At 73.0% G+C, this 17,881-nt stretch carries 19 protein-coding genes; 10 read left to right on the top strand and 9 right to left on the bottom strand.

Annotated elements, in window-relative coordinates:
* Window positions 1-109 precede the first annotated feature (109 nt).
* From DMH12_RS27765 to DMH12_RS27780, 4 genes are all read left to right on the top strand, one after another.
* Complete coding sequence (locus DMH12_RS27765; RefSeq protein ID WP_125494194.1) at window positions 110-1,300, top strand: hypothetical protein; 1,191 nt, start codon at window positions 110-112, stop codon at window positions 1,298-1,300.
* An 84-nt stretch (window positions 1,301-1,384) separates the two neighbouring features.
* Entirely contained in the window at window positions 1,385-1,948 is a 564-nt protein-coding gene (locus DMH12_RS27770; protein WP_185832583.1) for a 2Fe-2S iron-sulfur cluster-binding protein, read from the top strand.
* Window positions 1,945-2,937 carry a xanthine dehydrogenase family protein subunit M gene (locus tag DMH12_RS27775; protein ID WP_125494196.1) on the top strand — a complete coding sequence of 331 codons (993 nt, stop codon included), beginning with the start codon at window positions 1,945-1,947 and terminating at the stop codon, window positions 2,935-2,937. The genes DMH12_RS27770 and DMH12_RS27775 overlap by 4 nt, the downstream gene beginning before the upstream one ends.
* Window positions 2,938-2,962: 25 nt before the next feature.
* The gene (locus DMH12_RS27780) at window positions 2,963-5,092 is read left to right on the top strand and encodes a xanthine dehydrogenase family protein molybdopterin-binding subunit (protein WP_125494197.1); all 2,130 of its coding nucleotides are present in this window, start codon (window positions 2,963-2,965) and stop codon (window positions 5,090-5,092) included.
* 60 nt (window positions 5,093-5,152) lie between these two features.
* Here the strand turns inward: DMH12_RS27780 and DMH12_RS27785 are convergent, their stop codons facing one another.
* Entirely contained in the window at window positions 5,153-6,616 is a 1,464-nt protein-coding gene (locus tag DMH12_RS27785) for a hypothetical protein (protein WP_125494198.1), read from the bottom strand.
* 208 nt (window positions 6,617-6,824) lie between these two features.
* On the opposite strand from DMH12_RS27785, the gene DMH12_RS27790 reads away from it, so the two are divergent.
* The 3 genes from DMH12_RS27790 to tgmB all read left to right on the top strand — a co-directional run bounded on the left by DMH12_RS27790 (window position 6,825) and on the right by tgmB (window position 8,462).
* Window positions 6,825-7,148: a YkvA family protein gene (locus DMH12_RS27790; RefSeq protein WP_185832584.1), complete on the top strand. Its 324-nt coding sequence runs from the start codon at window positions 6,825-6,827 to the stop codon at window positions 7,146-7,148.
* A gap of 119 nt (window positions 7,149-7,267) precedes the next feature.
* Window positions 7,268-7,459 carry a putative ATP-grasp-modified RiPP gene (gene tgmA / locus DMH12_RS27795; protein WP_003978169.1) on the top strand — a complete coding sequence of 64 codons (192 nt, stop codon included), beginning with the start codon at window positions 7,268-7,270 and terminating at the stop codon, window positions 7,457-7,459.
* Between the two features lie 16 nt (window positions 7,460-7,475).
* The gene (gene tgmB, locus DMH12_RS27800) at window positions 7,476-8,462 is read left to right on the top strand and encodes an ATP-grasp ribosomal peptide maturase (protein WP_125494199.1); all 987 of its coding nucleotides are present in this window, start codon (window positions 7,476-7,478) and stop codon (window positions 8,460-8,462) included.
* Window positions 8,463-8,493: 31 nt separating this feature from the next.
* On the opposite strand, the gene DMH12_RS27805 is transcribed toward tgmB, so the two are convergent.
* Window positions 8,494-8,709, bottom strand: a complete 216-nt coding sequence (locus tag DMH12_RS27805) for a hypothetical protein (protein WP_125494200.1) — start codon at window positions 8,707-8,709, stop codon at window positions 8,494-8,496.
* A gap of 108 nt (window positions 8,710-8,817) precedes the next feature.
* Entirely contained in the window at window positions 8,818-9,303 is a 486-nt protein-coding gene (locus DMH12_RS27810) for a hypothetical protein (RefSeq protein WP_125494201.1), read from the bottom strand.
* A 208-nt stretch (window positions 9,304-9,511) separates the two neighbouring features.
* Between DMH12_RS27810 and DMH12_RS27815 the strand changes: the two genes are divergently transcribed.
* The gene (locus DMH12_RS27815; RefSeq protein WP_125494202.1) at window positions 9,512-10,480 is read left to right on the top strand and encodes a GlxA family transcriptional regulator; all 969 of its coding nucleotides are present in this window, start codon (window positions 9,512-9,514) and stop codon (window positions 10,478-10,480) included.
* Window positions 10,481-10,547: 67 nt separating this feature from the next.
* On the opposite strand, the gene DMH12_RS27820 is transcribed toward DMH12_RS27815, so the two are convergent.
* The 4 genes from DMH12_RS27820 to DMH12_RS27835 all read right to left on the bottom strand — a co-directional run bounded on the left by DMH12_RS27820 (window position 10,548) and on the right by DMH12_RS27835 (window position 14,060).
* A complete protein-coding gene (locus DMH12_RS27820; protein ID WP_185832585.1) occupies window positions 10,548-10,811 on the bottom strand; it encodes a DUF5133 domain-containing protein in 264 nt (87 codons plus the stop codon).
* Between the two features lie 155 nt (window positions 10,812-10,966).
* Window positions 10,967-12,736, bottom strand: a complete 1,770-nt coding sequence (locus tag DMH12_RS27825; RefSeq protein ID WP_125494204.1) for an ABC transporter ATP-binding protein — start codon at window positions 12,734-12,736, stop codon at window positions 10,967-10,969.
* A gap of 236 nt (window positions 12,737-12,972) precedes the next feature.
* Window positions 12,973-13,515, bottom strand: a complete 543-nt coding sequence (locus DMH12_RS27830) for a hypothetical protein (RefSeq protein ID WP_185832586.1) — start codon at window positions 13,513-13,515, stop codon at window positions 12,973-12,975.
* A 29-nt stretch (window positions 13,516-13,544) separates the two neighbouring features.
* Complete coding sequence (locus DMH12_RS27835) at window positions 13,545-14,060, bottom strand: ATP-binding protein (RefSeq protein WP_125494205.1); 516 nt, start codon at window positions 14,058-14,060, stop codon at window positions 13,545-13,547.
* Window positions 14,061-14,239: 179 nt separating this feature from the next.
* On the opposite strand from DMH12_RS27835, the gene DMH12_RS27840 reads away from it, so the two are divergent.
* Both DMH12_RS27840 and DMH12_RS27845 read left to right on the top strand, forming a co-directional pair.
* The gene (locus DMH12_RS27840; protein ID WP_114531800.1) at window positions 14,240-14,467 is read left to right on the top strand and encodes a DUF397 domain-containing protein; all 228 of its coding nucleotides are present in this window, start codon (window positions 14,240-14,242) and stop codon (window positions 14,465-14,467) included.
* A gap of 117 nt (window positions 14,468-14,584) precedes the next feature.
* The gene (locus DMH12_RS27845; RefSeq protein WP_125494206.1) at window positions 14,585-15,505 is read left to right on the top strand and encodes a helix-turn-helix transcriptional regulator; all 921 of its coding nucleotides are present in this window, start codon (window positions 14,585-14,587) and stop codon (window positions 15,503-15,505) included.
* Between the two features lie 82 nt (window positions 15,506-15,587).
* Here DMH12_RS27845 and DMH12_RS27850 read toward each other — a convergent pair whose 3' ends face one another.
* Together DMH12_RS27850 and DMH12_RS27855 are read right to left on the bottom strand one after the other, a co-directional pair.
* Window positions 15,588-16,406 carry an SAM-dependent methyltransferase gene (locus DMH12_RS27850; RefSeq protein ID WP_125494207.1) on the bottom strand — a complete coding sequence of 273 codons (819 nt, stop codon included), beginning with the start codon at window positions 16,404-16,406 and terminating at the stop codon, window positions 15,588-15,590.
* Window positions 16,407-16,552: 146 nt separating this feature from the next.
* Window positions 16,553-17,833 carry an ABC transporter substrate-binding protein gene (locus DMH12_RS27855; RefSeq protein WP_125494208.1) on the bottom strand — a complete coding sequence of 427 codons (1,281 nt, stop codon included), beginning with the start codon at window positions 17,831-17,833 and terminating at the stop codon, window positions 16,553-16,555.
* Between the last annotated feature and the right edge of the window lie 48 nt (window positions 17,834-17,881).

The following is a 17,881-nucleotide window of genomic DNA, read 5'->3' on the forward strand; positions in this document are numbered from 1 at the left end:
ATCCCGCACCACGCCGCGGCCCGCCCAGCCGGCGGACCCCCCGGTGCTCTCCGCCGACCTGCGGCGTCGATACTTGCCTACGTCCGTGTCCCTGCTGCCCGATGGACCCATGCCACCCTCTCCCAGCGCCCGCCCCACGACTCCGCCCACGCTGTGGGCCGCCCGCGGCCGCCACGTCGGCTCCGCGGCCGAGGACACCGTCCGGCACACGCTGGAGCGGCTGAAGAAGGACCTCGTCCTCGACGACTTCCTGGAGCCCCCCGACGAGACGCCGGCCGACGGGCTCCCCGGCCGCCGCGTCTTCGAGGCCCGCTGGAAGGTTCCCGAGGCCGTGACCGTCCGGGCCAGACTGATCCTGGAGCCCGGCACGGCGGGCGGTCAGGAGTGGACGCTGCTGGCCGAGGCGGAGGAGGCATGGGATCTCGAGTGGCCCTCCCCCGCCGCCATGTTCTGGCCCGACGACCCGGACGTCACCTGGGACCGGGACGCCGCCACGGGACTGCGGCTGCGGGGCATCAACGCGCTGCCGGACGACGACAAGGCCGTACGCCGGCTGATCAAGGAGGCCGGGCGCAGCCCCTGGAACATCCACGTCGTGGTGCACGAGGCGATGACCACCGACCACCGCGGCCGGGTGCCGCTGGCCCGGCGGCTGCCCCCCGGTCTGCGGCACCGGGTGGTCGAGCACCGCGCCGCGCCGCAGCAGCTGCGGGTCGTGAACTGGGCGCTGGAGAACTTCGGCGTCCAGGTGCCGCGCGGCGGCGCCGTGGTGCTGCCCGGCACGCCGGCCCCGGCCGACTACGACACCGACGCGTTCTCCGTCCGCACGGTCTTCCTGGACGGCTCCGAGCCGACCGGGCTGATCAAGGCGGTGACGTCCTTCGACGCCCTGGACCGGCCGCTGCCCGACGACGCGGTGGCGGACCTCGCCTCGCTGCGGGAGGAGTGGCGGCTGCTGACCCTCCAGGAGGAGCTGGAGCGCGAGCGCAGGCTGGTGGCCATGTACGCCGAGGCGCTGGAGGCCATGACGCAGTCCCGGGACCTGTACCGGGAGGCGGCCGAGCGCGCGGCCGAGGCGCTGGCCGGGTACCGGGAATCGGCCGGGGCGGTACCGGCCGCGCCGCCGCCCGCCGAGACCTCCCCGGCGTCCCCGCTGCGGGGACTCACCCGCACGCTGGAGCGCTTCAGGGGCGCCTCCCGTCCGCCGCGGCAGCAGTCGCGGCCCAGGACGCCGCCGGACACACCGCCCGGGACGGAGAGCCGGGAGACGTCCCGTCCACCGGGCGGGACCACCGACTGAGGGCACCCTCACGTGTCATCCGGCGTCAGGTGGATACGCGGACGGCCACAGCAGCAGGGCCCGTCCCGAGAGGTCACCGACGCCATGGACAGCCAGCACGAGAGCGACCCCGCCTCCCGCCCCCCGGAGTCCGCCCGCTCGCAGACCACGCTCCGGGTCAACGGAAAACCGCACACCGTCGTCGTCGACCACCGCCGTGTCCTGCTGGACCTCCTGCGGGAGGATCTGGGGCTCGCGGGCGCCAAGAAGGGCTGCGACCACGGGCAGTGCGGCGCCTGCACGGTCCTGGTGGACGGCCGGCGCATGAACGGCTGCCTGCTCCTCGCGGTCGCCCTGGACGGCTGCGAGATCACCACCGTCGAGGGCCTCGCGGGGGACGGCGAGGAGCTGCACCCGATGCAGCGGGCCTTCCTGGACCGCGACGCCTACCAGTGCGGGTACTGCACCCCGGGCCAGATCTGCTCGGCGGTCGGCGTGCTCGCCGAGGCCGCGGCCGGCCACCCGTCCCACGTCACCGACCCGGCGACGCCCTCCGGGGAGCCCGTCGCCCTGGGCCGGGAGGAGATCCGGGAGCGGATGAGCGGCAACCTGTGCCGCTGCGGCGCGTATCCGCGGATCGCCGACGCGGTCGAGGACGTGATCCCGTGAAGCCCTTCGCGTACGTACGCGCCGACAGCGTCGACGAGGCCACCGAAGCGTTCGCGGCCCACCCCGGCGCCCGCTACCTCGGCGGCGGCACCAACCTCGTGGACCTCATGAAGCTCGGTGTGGAGACGCCGGCCGCCCTCGTCGACGTCACCCGGCTGCCGCTGGACACGGTGGAGGAGCTGCCCGACGGGGCGCTGCGGGTCGGCGCGACGGTCCGCAACAGCGACCTCGCCGCCCACCCCGTGGTCCGCGACCGCTACCCCGCGCTGTCCCAGGCGCTGCTGGCGGGCGCCTCGGGGCAGTTGCGCAACGCCGCCACCACGGCCGGCAACCTGCTCCAGCGCACCCGCTGCCCGTACTTCCAGGACCTCTCCAAGCCCTGCAACAAGCGGGAGCCAGGCACCGGGTGCGGCGCCCTGGAAGGGGTGCACCGCGACCACGCGGTGCTGGGCCACTCCGACCAGTGCATCGCCACCAACCCGTCGGACATGGCTGTGGCGCTGGCGGCCCTCGACGCGCGCGTGGAGCTGACCGGCGCCGAGGGCACCCGTGGCGTGCCCGCCGCCGACTTCCACCGGCTGCCGGGCATGCACCCGGAGCGGGACACGGAGATCCGCCCCGGCGAGCTGATCACCGGCGTGGTCCTGCCCGCCGCCACGGCCGGTCTGCCCTCGGCGTACCGCAAGGCCCGCGACCGGGCGTCGTACGCCTTCGCGCTGGCCTCCGTCGCCGCCGTGCTGCACATCGACGACGGGGTGGTGGTGCGGGCCGGGATCGCCTTCGGGGCGCTGGCCCACCGGCCCTGGCGCGCGCGGCGGGCCGAGGACGCGCTGGCCGGCGCCGCGCCCACGACCGCGGCCTTCGAGCACGCCGTCGACCTGGAACTGGCCGCCGCCGAACCGCTGCGGGACAACGCCTACAAGGTGCCCCTGGCCCGCCGCCTCGCCCTCGACGTACTGGGCCGGCTCGCCCCGCCGGCCACGACCTGAACCCGGCGTCCCCGAGGAGAACCCCATGACCGCCACCGAGACCGTCCTGGGCGCTCCCGCCGAGCGCCGGGAGGGGCGGGAGAAGGTCACCGGCACCGCCCGGTACGCCGCCGAGTACGACGCCCCCGACCACGCCCAGGCCTGGCCCGTACCGGCGACGGTCGCCCGGGGCAGGGTGACCGCCGTCGACACCGCCGCCGCGCTCGCGCTGCCCGGCGTGCTCGCGGTGCTCACCCACGAGAACGCGCCCCGCCTCGGGGACCCCGACGACCCCGTGCTGGCCGTGCTCCAGAGCCCGCGGGTGCCGCACCGGGGCTGGTTCGTGGGCCTGGTGGTGGCCGAGACGCTGGAGGCGGCCCGTGCGGGTGCCGCCGCCGTCCGCGTCACGTACGAGGCGGAGGACCACGACGTGACGCTCACCGCCTCGCACCCGGAGGCCTACGTCCCCGAGACGGCCAACGGCGGATACCCGGCCGTCACCGAGCTGGGCGACCCGGACGGTGCCTTCACGTCCTCGGCGACCCGGCTCGACGTCGGATACCGGGTGCCGCCGCTGCACAACCACCCGATGGAACCGCACGCCAGTACGGCGCGGTGGGACGGCGACCGGCTGACGGTGCACTCCTCCAGTCAGGGCACCTCGGCCGTCCGCGCGGAACTCGCCCGCATGTTCGACATGCCGGAGGACCGGATCACGGTGCGCTCGGAGCACGTGGGCGGCGGCTTCGGGTCGAAGGGCACGCCGCGGCCCGACGTGGTGCTCGCCGCGATGGCGGCGCGGGAGACCGGCCGCGCGGTGACCGTCGCGCTGCCGCGCCGTTACCTGCCCGCGGTCGTCGGGCACCGCGCGCCGACCCTGCACAGGCTGCGGATCGGTGCCGACGCCGACGGCCGGCTCACCTCCCTGACGCACGAGGTGACCACGTACACCTCGCGGGTGAAGGAGTTCGTGGAGCAGGCGGCGGTCCCCGCGCGCGTGATGTACGCCGCTCCGGCGATGCGCACGCTCCACCGGGTGGCGCCGCTGGACGTGCCGACGCCGTCGTGGATGCGCGCTCCCGGCGAGTGTCCCGGCATGTACGCCCTCGAGTCGGCCATGGACGAGCTGGCCGTCGAACTCGGCGTCGACCCGGTGGAGCTGAGGATCCGCAACGAACCGGAGACCGAGCCCGAGAGCGGGAAGCCCTTCAGCAGCAGGCATCTGGTGGAGTGTCTGCGCGACGGTGCCCGCCGCTTCGGCTGGGAGGGGCGCGATCCGCGCCCGCGTTCCCGCGCGGCCGGTCCCCTGCTCATCGGCAGTGGGGTGGCCTCGGCCACCTATCCCGTCCTGGTGGGACCCGGAGTGGCGTCGGCGCGGGCGCTGCCCGGAGGCGGCTTCCTGGTCCGGGTCAACGCCACCGACATCGGCACGGGCGCCCGGACGGTACTCGCACAGATCGCGGCCGACGCCCTCGGCGCCCCGCTGGACGCGGTCCGGATGGAGATCGCCGACAGCGGCATCGGCTTCGGCTCGGTGGCCGGCGGTTCCTCGGGCACCGCGTCCTGGGGTTCGGCGGTGCACGCGGCGTGCGTCCGGCTGACCGGTCTGCTGGCCGGGCGTTCGGAGCCGCTGCCCGAGGAGGGCCTGGTGGCCGAGGCCGACACCTCGGGCACGGTCGACGCCGAGAGTGCGTACGCCCGGCACGCCTTCGGTGCGCACTTCGCCGAGGTCGCCGTCGACACGGTGTCCGGCGAGGTCCGGGTGACGCGGCTGCTGGGCGTCTTCGCCGCGGGGCGCATCCTCAACGCCCGCACGGCCCGCTCCCAGTTCATCGGGGGCATGACGATGGGCCTGGGCATGGCGCTGACCGAGGACAGCACGATGGACCCGGCGTTCGGCGACTTCACCCAGTCCGACCTGGCCTCGTACCACGTACCCGCGCACGCGGACGTCGTGGCCCCGGAGGCGTACTGGGTCGACGAGGCCGACGACCACCTCAACCCCATGGGCAGCAAGGGGATCGGCGAGATCGGCATCGTCGGCACGGCCGCGGCCGTCGGCAACGCCGTCCACCACGCCACCGGCATCCGCATCCGCGAACTCCCCCTCACACCGGACCGGGTACTCACGGCCCTCCTCGAACACGAGCATCCGGCGGGCATGCTGGGGGTGTGAGGACGGCGCACGCACGGTCCGTGCCGGGAGCTCCCGGCACGGACCACGAGGTGGACGGGGTCAGTCCGCGGCGCGCGCCGCGGTGATCCGGCGGGGCGGGCGGTGCCGTCGGGCGGTGTCCTGGGAGGCCACCCGCACGCACAGGGCGGTGAGCGCGACGAGCGCGGCCGTCACGGCGACCGCCACCGCGACCCAGGTGGGGGCCAGCGTCAGCTCCGCGGCGCGGGAGACCTGGGACGACGGGGTCACGCTGCCGTAGAGCTTGGCCGCGGCGAGCGCCGCCGGTCCCACGACCGCCGCGGCGAGCAGCGCCACGGCCGGCCGCACGGTCAGCAGCAGGGCCAGTACCAGGCAGAGCGCCGACAGGCCGAGGGCGACGCCGTAGACGGGGGCCGAGGCGTCGGCGCGGTGGAGGGGGAAGAAGGCCACGCCGCAGCCGGCCAGGACGGCGACCGTGAGCCAGGCGGGCCAGGCCGGGCCGCGGGCGGACCGGCGGGCGTCGCGGTCGTCGCGGTGGGCGCGGCCTTCGGACCCGCGGTCGGGGCCCCGGCGGGCCGGGCGCGGTGACCTGCGGCGCTCTCGGCCGCGGCGGTCCGCCGCGCCGAAGACGCGGGACCGCCGTGCCGGACGGTCGGCGGGCGCCCGCCCGTGGCTCTCGCGGCCGTCCTCCTCGTCGTCCGCGTCCTGGGCCGCCCGCAACTGCCGTGCGTCGGGCCGCTCCGGGCGTTCGTGTCCGTCCTCGGCGAGCCGGCCGATCAGGTCGACGAGTTCCTCGACGGGCCGGCCGGTGGCGGCGGCCCGTACGGCCTCCCGGCCGCAGTGCGGCTCCAGGGGTGTGCGGTGCAGCAGTGCCATCAGCCGGGTCACGTCCTCCACCGAGCGGCATTCGGCGGCGGCCCGGATCGCCTCGTCGGCGCTGTCCGGGTGGCGGGGCGGCCGGGTGAGCAGGCCGACCAGCCGGGTCACGTCCTCCACCGACCGGTTGACGCCGACGGCGCGGAGCGCGTCGACGGTGGCCTGCGCGTACTGCGGGGACCGCTCCAGCGTGGTGATCAGGTCGACGACCTCCTCCAGCGGGCGGTCGGCCACGGCGGCGCGCACGAGGTCGCCGACGGGGTCGCCGTAGGAGCGCTCCTGCGTGCCGTCGGCGGCACGTTCGAGGCGGTCGGCCTCTCGGGGGCCGGACTCGTGGCGTCCGGGCCCGGGGTGGTCGGGGTCGAGCAGGTCGTCGTCGAGCAGGTCGTCGTCGAGCAGGTCATCGTCGAGCAGGTCGGAGTCGCGGAAGTCGGAGTCGGGGAAGTCGGGCTCAGGGCGGTCGGTGCCGTCGGCGCGCGGGTCGTCGAGGTCGGACTCCCAGATGTCCGCGTACCGGGCGTCCGCTTCCCGGACGGGGGAGTTCCGGGTGCCGGGAGCCCCGCCTGGTGGCCGCGTCGTGCCCGTGCCCGTCGTCGTCTCCCCGGTGGGCAGGTCCAGGGCGGATATGGCGTATTCGGGCGAACGGGGTGATGAAGAGCCGGTGGTCATGGTCCCTCCGTGTACTGGGGGTGCGGCCGCCCTGCGTCCCCGACATGCGACTCGCGCTGTGCTGCCCATTACTAGGCACGTCCGTCGCGCGCTGCCACTCCGGGTGGGCCACAGGGATGAGAGACGTCACACACCGGTCTTGCCGTCGTCCCGAACGGGCATCCGGGACAGTGAGGGTGCGTCCCGCGCAGCCCGAAGGAGGGGACCGGTGGACACGACGACAGTGGTGATCTTGATGGCGGCGCTGCTCGCCGCGTTGGTCCTCGCGGCGGCGGTGGCCGTCCTGGTGCGGCTGGTCCGCACCCGACGGGACCTCAGGCGAGCCGGGCTCCCCACGGGCCCGCGCTGGGTCTTCTGGGGCGCCGTCCTCTATCTGGTGCTCCCCACGGACCTGGTGCCCGACCCGGTCTACCTGGACGACATCGGCGTACTGCTCCTCGCACTGCGTTCCGCACGCGGCTCTCTCGGCGGCCGGCGGGACGGCACGGACCGGCGACAGGCCACCGGCCCGCCCGGTGACTACGCAGCGTAAGGAAACCAATCACCCGTTCGATTCGTATAAGTCTCTGGAAGCCGAAGGAAGTCGGCGGACCAGGAGACGGCGCGATGGGGTCGTCAACTGATCGGCACAGCACCGACTAGGGAGAGACGATGCAACCGTTCGCGCTCAACTACGCACGGCCGGCAGTGGAGTTGGAAGCCACCACTCCGTACGTCTACGACTCCGGGCTGCAGTTGAACGTGCTGTTGGACGGGCGGGTCGCCGCCTGCGACCACGCACTGCTGAGGGAGCTGGGGACCACGACCTCCACCGCGGGGTCGAAGACCCACTTCGACGACTGAACACGGACCGCAGAGAATGACCGTGTTGATCCTGACCAGTGAAGAGGACGTCACCGCCGACATGGTGGTGGTGCACCTGAACGCGTCGGGAGTACCGGTGGTCCGCCTGGACCCCGCGGATCTGCCCGATTCCGTCGCGCTCTCCGGCGAGTTCGTGCACGGTGCCTTCCGGGGCCATCTGTCCTCGGGCGGCCGCCTGGTGAGCATCGGCGGGCTGCGGTCCGTCTGGGTGCGCAGGCCGGGCGGTGCGGCCACCCGGGCCGCCCAGCCGTCCGCGTGGCTGACCGAGGAGGCGGGTCAGGCGCTGTACGGCATGCTCCGCGGCAGCGGGGCGCGCTGGATGAACCAGCCGGACGCGGCGCACCGGGCGCGCTACAAGCCCTGGCAGCTGCGTCTGGCCCAGACGTGCGGGCTGCCCGTGCCGGCCACGCTGATCACGACCTTTCCGCGGGCGGCGCGCGAATTCGCCGAGCGGTATCCGGATCTGGTGGTCAAGCCCGTCTCGGGCGCGCACCCCCAGGATCCTCCCCTGGCGGTGCCGACCAGCCGGGTTCCGCCCGAGGCCGACTTCGCCGCCGTGGCGCACGGTCCGACGCTGCTGCAGCGCCGAATCGCCAAGCGTGCGGACATCCGGCTGACCGTCGTCGGCGACGAGTTGCTGGCGGCCCGGAAGAGCGCCCTGGCGGAACCGGACACCGACGAGGTGGACGTCCGCTTCGCGGAGTCCGGCGAGCCGTGGCGGCCGGTGGAGGTGGAGCCGCGGGTGGCCGAGACGGTCCGCGCCTATCTCCGCGCGGCGGGACTCGCCTACGGGGCCCTCGACTTCGCCGAGGACGGCGACGGCACCTGGTGGTTCCTGGAGTGCAACCAGTCGGGGCAGTTCGGCTTCGTGGAGGTGGACACGGGCCAGCCGATCGCCCGCACCATCGCCGAGTGGCTGGCTCGGCCGGGCGCGGAGGACGCGGCGGACGCGGACGGCCCGGGTACGACGGCCGCGGGGTGAGGTTCGGGCGGTGCCGCCGCGGCGCCGCCCGTCAGTGCGGGCGCGGGCCGGGCAGCAGGGCGGTGCGCTGCCAGCCGGCGCCCGGGGACGGCTGCCGCCCGGTGCCGGGCAGGTGACCGGGCGCGTGCAGCGGGCGCATGACCACCTCCAGCTCCCTGCTCACGCGCTCGGCATCCCGTCGCACCTGCTCGGGAACGTCACCGCGTTCGGCGACAAGTCGGTCGTAGATGGGGGAATCCTGGAACACCCGTCAACGTGCCTTTCGTGTCGTCCGCCCCCGTACGGGGGCGCGACTGAGCATTCTAGGCGCCCCTCCACCCGGGGGTGCGCATTCCACCCAGGAGGTGGCAGCGGCTCAGGCGCCGGTCGTCGAACCGGGCCGGACGATCATGAGGACCGTCACGGTGGCCCACAGCAGGTTGAACAGGCCGGTGACCATGGCGAGCCGCGCCGTGCGGGCGTGCTCCACGGGCCGCCGGTCGGCCAGTTCCTCGAGCAGTTCCTCCTGGCGGGGCAGCACGAAGGCGATCAGGAGGCCGGCGGCCGCCGCGGTGAGGGTGATGGAGGCGATGAGCCACGCGTCGCCGAGGACTCCCATGGCGGCCGCGGTGGCGAGGCCGAGGACCGGCACCGCGATGCCGAGTCCGGCGTAGACCCGGCAGATGCGGTGCAGCAGCCGGACGGTGCTCACGTCACCGGGTCCGGCCGCCTCCCCCGCCCCCGCGGGCAGGGCCACCGGCACCTTCCGGACGGCGGCCGGGTACATGCTGGCCGCGACGGTGACGGGCCCGACGGCGACGATGGCGGCCAGGACGTGGAGGGACAGCAGGATCTTGGTCATCGGTCGGGGCTCCGGGGGCGGGATCGGTCGATGCGGTACTGGAAGGCCACGCTAGGAAGCGGGCGGTTGATCGCACAGAGGCTGAAACGACAGGTTCCAACGGATTCCCGCCAACGCCTCCAACAGGCCGTTTCCGGCACCGCGAGCGGACGGACGGGGGCCGACACGGGGTTCTGCGTGCGGCGGGAATCAGCCTAGGGTGGCGGCCATGCACACGGTGGCGATCCTGGTCCTCGACGACGTGGTGCCGTTCGACATGGCGGCACCCATGCAGACGTTCGACTGGACGCGGCTGCCCGACGGGCGCAGTCCGTACCGGGTGATCCTGTGCGCGGAGTCGCCGGAGGTGCGCACCGAGGGGATGACGCTGCGGATCGAACGCGGCCTGGAGGCGCTGGAGAGCGCGGACACGATCATCGTGCCGGGTCGCTCCGAGGAATCCGGCCCGCCCTCCGAGCGCGTCCTGTCGGCGCTGCGGCGGGCCGCGGCCGCCGGTACGCGGATCGCGTCCGTGTGCGTGGGCGCCTTCGTGCTCGCGGAGGCAGGGCTGCTGGACGGGCTGCGCGCCACCACCCACTGGATCGCCGCGGCGGAACTGGCCCGGCGTCACCCCCGCGTCGACGTGCGGCCGGACGTCCTCTACGTCGACAACGGGCAGATCCTCACGTCGGCCGGGGCCGCGGCCGGGCTGGACATGTGCCTGCACATGATCCGCCGGGATCTGGGCTCGGCGGTCGCCGCGCACGCCGCCCGGATGTGTGTCGTACCGCTGGAACGGGAGGGCGGCCAGGCCCAGTTCATCGTCCACGAGCATCCGCCCGTGCCGCGCGGCTCCGACCTGGAGCCGCTGCTGGAATGGATCGAGGACAACCTGGCCGGCGAGGTCACCCTCGCCGCGATGGCGGCGCGCTCGGGCATGAGCGAGCGCACCTTCAGCCGCCGGTTCCGCGAGCAGACGGGGACCACTCCGCTGCAGTGGCTGCTGCGGGCGCGGGTGCGGCGGGCCCAGTACCTGCTGGAGAACGGCGACCACTCGGTGGAACGGATCGCCCGGCAGGCGGGGTTCGGTTCGCCGACGGCCTTCCGGGAGCGGTTCCGCCGGGTGGTCGGCACCACCCCGTACGCCTATCGCGCGGCTTTCCACGGGCGGCCGACCAACGGTGCCGGGCGCCCGTAAGGGCCCGCGCCACGGGCCGGGACGGTGCCTCCGGTCCGGTCCGGGCGCGGGCCCCGGGTGCGGCGGGTCAGACGGCCAGCGACAGGCCGCGCTCCTCGTCGGGGTCCACCGTGGGGACCTCCGCTGCCGTCCGTTCCTTGGCGAGCAGCAGTGCGTCCGCCTTCGCCACCGCGTCGTGGACTCCGGTCGTCGCCATCATCACGCACAGCGTGTAGCTGACGTCCGCCAGCTCCCGTGCCGTCGCCGGGCTCTCCCTCTCCGCCTGAGCGATCCGCAGCGACGCGTACCGCGTCAGCAATTCCCTGACGACCTTCGGGTCGGGTTCGAGCACGAAGCGCCCCTCTCTCGATTTTCGCTCCGTATGCCCGAACCCGGTCGAAACAATCACATCAAGGGTGCCGCTGCTCGCAATTGACGAGATTCTGTCGTCGGCTGTCCGGCCGCGACCCTGAAGTGTTCGGCGAGTTGAGGGAAGACAGTCACTGGTCAGGCGACCTGGCCGCCGTGCAGTGCCGTGTACGCCCCTCCCCTGGCCAGCAGTTCCTCGTGCGTGCCGGCCTCCTGGATGCGCCCCTCGCCCATCACCACGATCCGGTCCGCGCCCCGCACGGTGGACAGCCGGTGCGCCACGACGAACGTGGTGCGCCCGCGCAGCAGCCGGGCCAGCGCCTGCTGCACCAGCGCCTCCGAGCGCGTGTCCAGCGCGGAGGTGGCCTCGTCGAGGATCAGCACCCGGGGGTCCCGGATCAGGGCCCGGGCGATGGCGAGCCGCTGGCGCTGCCCGCCGGACAGCCGCGCCCCGTGTTCACCGACCAGGGTGTCCAGGCCCCGGGGCAGCCGGTCGACGAACTCCAGGGCGTTGGCGTCGCGCAGGGCCGTCCGCACCGCCTCCTCGTCGGCGTCGTCCATGCCGTAGGCGACGTTGTCCCGGATCGTGCCGTCGAACAGGATGGACTCCTGCGGCACCACCGACACGAACCGCCGGTACGTGCGCAGGTCGAGGGTGCTCATGTCGGTGCCGTCGAGCAGCAGCCGGCCCGAGGTGGGCCGCAGGAAGCCGATGACCAGGTTGAGCACGGTGGACTTGCCGGCGCCGGACGCGCCCACCAGGGCGACCGTCTCGCCCGGTTCGACCGCGAGCGTGAAGTCCTCCACCGCGGGCCGGCCGTCGCCCTCGTAGAAGTGCGCGACCCCCTCGAAGGTGACGGCGCCGCGCAGCCCGGTCACCTCGTCCTTGCCCTCGTTGTCCTCCAGTTCGGGAGCCTGGAGCACCTCGCCGACCGAACGGACGGACTCCAGGCCCTTGGTGACGACCGGGGCGAGTGACGCCAGTGTGGTCGTGGAGTTGGTGAGGGTGGTCAGGAAGGCGCTGAGCATCACGACGTCGCCGGCGGTCACTCCCCAGACGTCGTGGTAGGAGATCAGCGCGGCACCCGCGAGCACCAGGACGCCGACCACGTTGAGCACGACCCAGGAGAGCGAGCCGAAGCGGCCGTTGACCAGGTCCAGGCGCAGGCCGGAGGTCAGCAGACGGTCCAGGGTGCCGTCCATGCGGCGCAGCGCCTTGCCCTCCAGACCGTGGGCGCGGGTGACCGGGATGAGCCGGGTCATCTCCGTGACCCGGGAGGACAGGGTCTCGACCTCGTGGCGGAAGCGCTCGTTGTGCGTGCGCAGCCGGGCCCGGAGCCGGGCGACCAGGAGGGAGGCGGCGGGTACGACGACGAGGAAGACGGGCAGGAACTCCGGGGTGCGCACCGCGATGATGACCAGGCCGCCGGTGAGCACGGTGAGCGCGCCGAGCCCGGTCTCGGCGGTCTGCTGCACCATCTGCTCCACCGTCTCCACGTCCCGGACGACCTTGGCCTGCAGGACGCCCGCGCTGACCCGGGAGTGGTAGCCGATGGAGAGCTGCTGCATCCGCGTGCACAGCGCGGAGCGCAGACCGGTGCCCATGCGGCGGACGCTGCCGTACAGGAGGCGCACGTACAGCAGGTGCAGCGGGTAGTTGACCAGCAGGATGAACATGATGACCCCGGTGCTGGTCCACAGGTCGCCGACCGGACCGTGCTGGACGACGGTGTCGATGATGGTCGCGGTGATGAGGGGCAGCAGCCAGATGGGGCTGTGCTTGACGGTGAACACGACGACCGCCCCGGCCAGTGGGCGGCGGTCGGCACTGAGCAGGTAGACGAGCGTGCGTATCGGGTGTTCGCCCCGGTAGCGGTGATCGAGCGGCTTTGCGGGTGGCGACGCCATCGGCGTGGTCCTCCAGGTGACCGAGTGGGGCAAGCGCTTACTCCGCGCGCTTTCCTACCCCGTCGGCAAGGAGTACGCCACACCGTCCCGCGCCTTGGATACCGCGTCCCGGATCCCGTGGCTCGGCTCCCGCGCCTTGGATCCCGCGTGCGGATCCCGTGCCTCGGATCCCGTGCCTCGGATCCCGCGTCCTGGAGGGGAGACCCGCGCCTTCTCCCCCGTGGAGGGCGCGGGTCTCAGTCTCCGAGGGTGCGGGCGAGTTCGGTCGTCGCGCGCGTGATCTCGCTGTCGTCGTCGGCCAGCAGCCGCTCCAGCCCGTCCCGCCGGGCGCGGACCGCCTGCCGTGCCGCGCGCTCCCACGCCACCGGGTTCTCACGGTGGTTGAGCAGTTTGGGGTAGGCGGTGGCGGTGGTCTCCCACTGCCGGGCGTCCGCGATGTTCTTGAGCAGCTGGATGATCTGCGCCCGGCAGCTCACCTGGGGCCGCTGTGCGAGCTCCCAGAGGAAGGGCACGGTCGCCGCGGTGGCCTGCTCCACGACGAAGCCGTACTGACAGATGCGTTTCCGCAGCTCCTTGAGAGCCGCTCGGGCGGTCTCGGCATCGCCCCAGGCGACCTTGCGCAGCAACCGTGGAATGGCGGCGGCCGAGCCGCTGGAGTCCTGGATCTCTCCCCAGGGCACGCCGTCGAGCCCGGCGAGAAGGGCGGCGGTGCGGTGCGCGCCGTGCGGCTGTCGGTCGGTGCGCCGGGTGCTCGGCTCGGGTGTCGGAGCGCTGCGCATGGTGGGGGGCCCTTCCGCGGCAGTCGGGGTCAGGTGAGGGGGCGGGTCGGCAACTTGGCCCAGACCGTCTTGCCCGCCGGAGGTCTCGGGGTCCAGCCCCACTCCTCCGCGAGCGCGTCGACGATGTACAGGCCGCGTCCGTGCTCCCGGAGTACGGAGTCGTCGAACGGCTGGAACACGGGCGCGTCGTCCCCGGGGTCGGAGACGGTCAGCGTGAGGTGTCCGGGGTCCAGGGCGAGTCCCAGCCGGACCTCGGGCGCGCAGCCCGCCGCCGCCGAGGGCACGGCGTGCGCCACGGCGTTGGAGACGAGTTCGGTGATCACCAGGACCGCGTCGTCACCGCAGTGGCCGACGGACCACCCGCGCAGCGTGTCCCGGGTGAACACCCGGGCCCGGGCGAAGCCCTCCCCGCTGCACGCGACGCGCAGCACCGCGGAGGCCGGCCGATCACCGCCCGGGGCGGGGCACTTGGCGTACGGGGTGGCGAACGGGCGCTCGGCGCGTTCGCCGGGCGACCGGAGCCTTGGATGCGCAGGTGACGGCACTGCATCTCCCTGATGCGACATCAGAATCAGGCGTCCACCGAGGGGTTGACGCCACGGCTATTATCCACGCTGAGAGCGATCGCGTGCAATTGCACGAGAAATTGCGCGAAAAAAATCGGATGGGAACACACGGGACCGGAACCACTCGGTCCGCTCCCCCGAACGGCAAGGAGACCGCGGTGCCACCAGTGCGCAACGGAGTGCAGGCCAGTCTGTTGGACGCCTGCTGGAAGAAGAGCCGGCACAGCAACGCGGAGGGCAACTGCGTCGAAGTGGCCCTCGTGGACGGGGGCATCGCGATGCGCAACTCCCGCGATCCGGACGGCCCCGCACTTGTCTACACCTCCGCCGAGGTGGCCGCCTTCCTGGCCGGGGCGAAGGAGGGCGAGTTCGACCACCTGCTGTGAGGCGGGGCAGCGACGGGAAGCGGAGCCCAACTACCCTTTTTCTGCGGGTGGATGCGTCCGGAACCGGTGGGATGAGATAGTCTTTCCCTCAAGTCTGCCGGTCTGCTGGGAGTCAGGATGTCCGCCGCGTCGCATCGCATCTCCCGTCTCGAACCGTATCTGGACCGGGCCGAGCCGGCTCCTACGCTGCTGAAGATGCTCGTCGGCGTTCAGCTGGCGGGCTTCCGCGAGGACGCCGGCCTCTCCCAGGACCAAGCGGCCCGCGCCCTCGGATTCAGCCCGGCGAAGCTCTCGCGCATCGAGTCCGGCAAGGGCCGCAGGCCTCCGACGGAGACCGACGTCCGCGCCCTGCTGGAGAAGTACGGCACCGATCCCTACGAGGCCTCGGTCCTGCTCAAGCTGTTGCAGCGCGCCGGTGAACCGGGCTGGTGGCAGCGGTACGACAAGCGGCTGATGCCCGAGTGGTTCGACCGTCTGGTCGGTCTCCAGGAGGCCGCGGCCACCATCCGTACGTTCGAGATCCAGTACGTCCCCGGCCTGCTCCAGACCGCGGCCTACACCCGGGCCGTGGTCGAGCGCGGTCTGCCGAACGCGCCCGCCGGAGAGGTCGGCCGCCGCGTCGAGCTGCGCATGCGCCGTGCGGAGCTGCTGGAGCGCAAGGACGCGCCACAGCTGTGGGCGATCATCGACGAGTCGGTGCTGCTGCGCGTACTGGGCAGCCGCGAGGTCATGCGCGAGCAGCTCGCGCACCTCGTCGACATGGCCCAGCGGCCCCATGTGACGCTCCAGGTCGTGCCGCTGGACGTGACCAACGCGTCGGCGCCCGCGATACCCGTCACCTATCTGCGCTTCGGCGGCGCCGACCTGCCCGACGTCGTCTACCTGGAGCACATCAGGAGCGCCAACTTCCTGGAGGACCGGGACGAGACCGAGGAGTACCGGGTCGCCCTGGACCGGCTCGCCGACGAGGCGCTGACCCCGCGCGAGACCCTGGACCTGCTGCGCCGGACGATGGCGGAGCGCTACGCGGCGAAGTAGCGCCACGAGCCAGGACGGCAGGCACGGAGGAGGGGCCCCGCACACGAGCTGCGGGGCCCCTCCTCCGTGTCTCTCGGGTGGATCAGCGCAGGCGGCCCAGGCCGCCGAACTCGATCCACTCTTCGCTGAGCTGACGCGGCGCCACCTCGGTGTCCGGACGCCAGGTGGAGACCTCCACCAGGCCCGGCTCCAGGATGTCCATGCCCTCGAAGAACGCCTCGACGTCCTTCGGCTCGCGCACCCGGCCCCAATGCCCCTGCGTCGCCTGGTCCATGAACTCCGTGACGAACTTCCGCACCTCGGCGTCCTCGCTGACCAGCTGGCACATCACGGCGTAGCTGCCGGGGGCGAGCCGCTCGGTCACCCGGCGGACGACCGCCAGAGGGCCGTCGGTGTCGCTGTCCGGGATGCAGTGGAACACCGAGTTGAACAGGACGGCGACCGGCTGCGAGAAGTCGATCAGGCGCCGGGTCTCCGGGTGGGAGAAGATCTCGTCCGTCGACCGCATGTCGGCGTGGATGACGGCGGTCCGGTCGTTCTGGTCGAGCAGCGCGCGGCCGTGGACCAGCACCATCGGGTCGTTGTCGACGTAGACGACGCGGGAGTCCGGGGCGACGCGCTGGGCGACCTGGTGCACGTTGTCCTGGGTGGGCAGGCCGGATCCGTGGTCGAGGAACTGGCGGATGCCGTAGTCCTGGGCGAGGGTCCGGACGACCCGCTGGAGGAAGCGCCGGTTGTTCAGCGCGAGGCGGCGGGTGCTGGGGACGACCTTGTCGAGCTCGGCGACCGCGGCGCGGTCGGCCGCGTAGTTGTCCTTGCCGCCCAGGTAGTAGTCGTACATCCGTGCGGCCGTGGGCACGTTGGAGTCGATCTCCGTGGACAACCGCTTGTCGGCTTGCATCGTTCCCCCAGCTCCGTACGGGCGCCAACTGGACTGGCATGACAGAGAGTACATCCTGGGGGCCGGGTGGTCAGCCAAACCAGGGGGCTGAACAAATGGCCGCCAAACCCTCTGCCGTGCAGCGGAGTTGACGGCCATCCGTCCCGTCAGCCGCGGGCGGCCAGGTACGCGTCCGCACCGGGGGCCTTGTGGGCCTCCTCCACGCCGACCACTGCGCCGACCGCCTTCGCGTCGGGCTTCAGGACATACGTCTCCCGGCTGGCGGGCGCGGTCACGAGGGTGAAGTCCTGCGGGGTGCCGAGACCGGTGTCGGCGTTCTTCTGCGAGCGGTGCGCCTTGACGACGTCCGCGCGGGCGAGGCTGCCTCCCTCACATGCCTTCTTCAGGTCGCTGCCCATGAGTTTGGCAGCGTTGTAGCCGGAGAGCACCCCGGAGTCCACCGGTTCCCCGGGGTACTTCTTTCCGTAGTCGGCGACCATCTTCTTCACGCCCGGCAGGTCGGAGCTGACCGCCGGTGCCGCGCTGACCACGTGGACCATGGCCGCCAGGGCCGCCGCCGCGGGTGTCTTCATCAGCTGCGGGGCGTAGCCGGGGGCACTGCTGACGATCGGCACCTTCAGGCCGCGGGCGGCCGCCACGCCGGCCAGCGAGGCGGTCTGCGCGGGTCCCGCGCTGATCAGCACCGCCTTCGCGCCGGCCTTGCTCAACGCCGAGACCTGCGCGGACAGATCGGTGTCCGTGGCCTTGATCTTCTGCCCGACCACCTTCATCCCCGCCTCCTCGGCGGCCCACTCGGAGCCCTCCAGGGCGTTGGTGCCGTAGTCGCCCTCGAAGTACACGTGGCCGATGGTGTCGCCCTTGGCGAGCTTCCTGGTGCGGGTCAGGAAGTCGACGGCGGCGATCATGTCGAGGTCGTAGGTGGTGCCGAGGACCTGGACGGAGTCCCGGCCCAGCAGGGAGGCGGCCCAGGCCTGCGGGAAGGTCAGCATGTGGTCCCGCTCGATGTCGTCCAGCAGGGCCGCGACCACCGGGGAGCCGATGACCTGGGGCAGGGCGACGACGTCCGGGGCGATGTCGGCGTAGGCGGTGACCGCCTTCTGCACGTCGTAGCCGTGGTCCTTGACGACGATCTCGACCTGTCTGCCGCAGATGCCGCCCGCGGCGTTGGTCTCGTCGGCCCACATCTGCTGGGCCTGCACGATGCTCTTGCCGAGGGTGGCGTAGGGGCCGGTGAGGTCGGTGAGCGCCCCCAGCTTGATGGTCTTCTCGCTGACTCCGGGACCGGCCTTGACGCCGTCCGCGGCGTCGTCGGTGCTCCCGCCGTCCGCCTTGGAGCTGCAGGCGGTGCCCGCGAGCAGCACGGCGGCCAGTGCCGCCGCCAGGGCGGCGGTCCGGGCGGTGCGGGGCCTGGGGTGCGTGACGTTCACGGGGTGTGCTCCTTGGCTCGTGCGGCGTTGGCGGTGGTGGTCGGGGAG

Source organism: Streptomyces sp. WAC 04229 (assembly GCF_003947455.1).
Lineage (GTDB): Bacteria > Actinomycetota > Actinomycetes > Streptomycetales > Streptomycetaceae > Streptomyces.

Bases quoted from the DNA above. Each gene is read 5' to 3' on its own strand.
- DMH12_RS27765 (WP_125494194.1), top strand. From the start codon at position 110: ATGCCACCCTCTCCCAGCGCCCGCCCCACGACTCCGCCCACGCTGTGG.
- DMH12_RS27770 (WP_185832583.1), top strand. From the start codon at position 1,385: ATGGACAGCCAGCACGAGAGCGACCCCGCCTCCCGCCCCCCGGAGTCC.
- DMH12_RS27780 (WP_125494197.1), top strand. From the start codon at position 2,963: ATGACCGCCACCGAGACCGTCCTGGGCGCTCCCGCCGAGCGCCGGGAG.
- DMH12_RS27785 (WP_125494198.1), bottom strand. From the start codon at position 6,616: ATGACCACCGGCTCTTCATCACCCCGTTCGCCCGAATACGCCATATCC.
- tgmA (WP_003978169.1), top strand. From the start codon at position 7,268: ATGCAACCGTTCGCGCTCAACTACGCACGGCCGGCAGTGGAGTTGGAA.
- tgmB (WP_125494199.1), top strand. From the start codon at position 7,476: ATGACCGTGTTGATCCTGACCAGTGAAGAGGACGTCACCGCCGACATG.
- DMH12_RS27810 (WP_125494201.1), bottom strand. From the start codon at position 9,303: ATGACCAAGATCCTGCTGTCCCTCCACGTCCTGGCCGCCATCGTCGCC.
- DMH12_RS27815 (WP_125494202.1), top strand. From the start codon at position 9,512: ATGCACACGGTGGCGATCCTGGTCCTCGACGACGTGGTGCCGTTCGAC.
- DMH12_RS27825 (WP_125494204.1), bottom strand. From the start codon at position 12,736: ATGGCGTCGCCACCCGCAAAGCCGCTCGATCACCGCTACCGGGGCGAA.
- DMH12_RS27830 (WP_185832586.1), bottom strand. From the start codon at position 13,515: ATGCGCAGCGCTCCGACACCCGAGCCGAGCACCCGGCGCACCGACCGA.
- DMH12_RS27845 (WP_125494206.1), top strand. From the start codon at position 14,585: ATGTCCGCCGCGTCGCATCGCATCTCCCGTCTCGAACCGTATCTGGAC.
- DMH12_RS27850 (WP_125494207.1), bottom strand. From the start codon at position 16,406: ATGCAAGCCGACAAGCGGTTGTCCACGGAGATCGACTCCAACGTGCCC.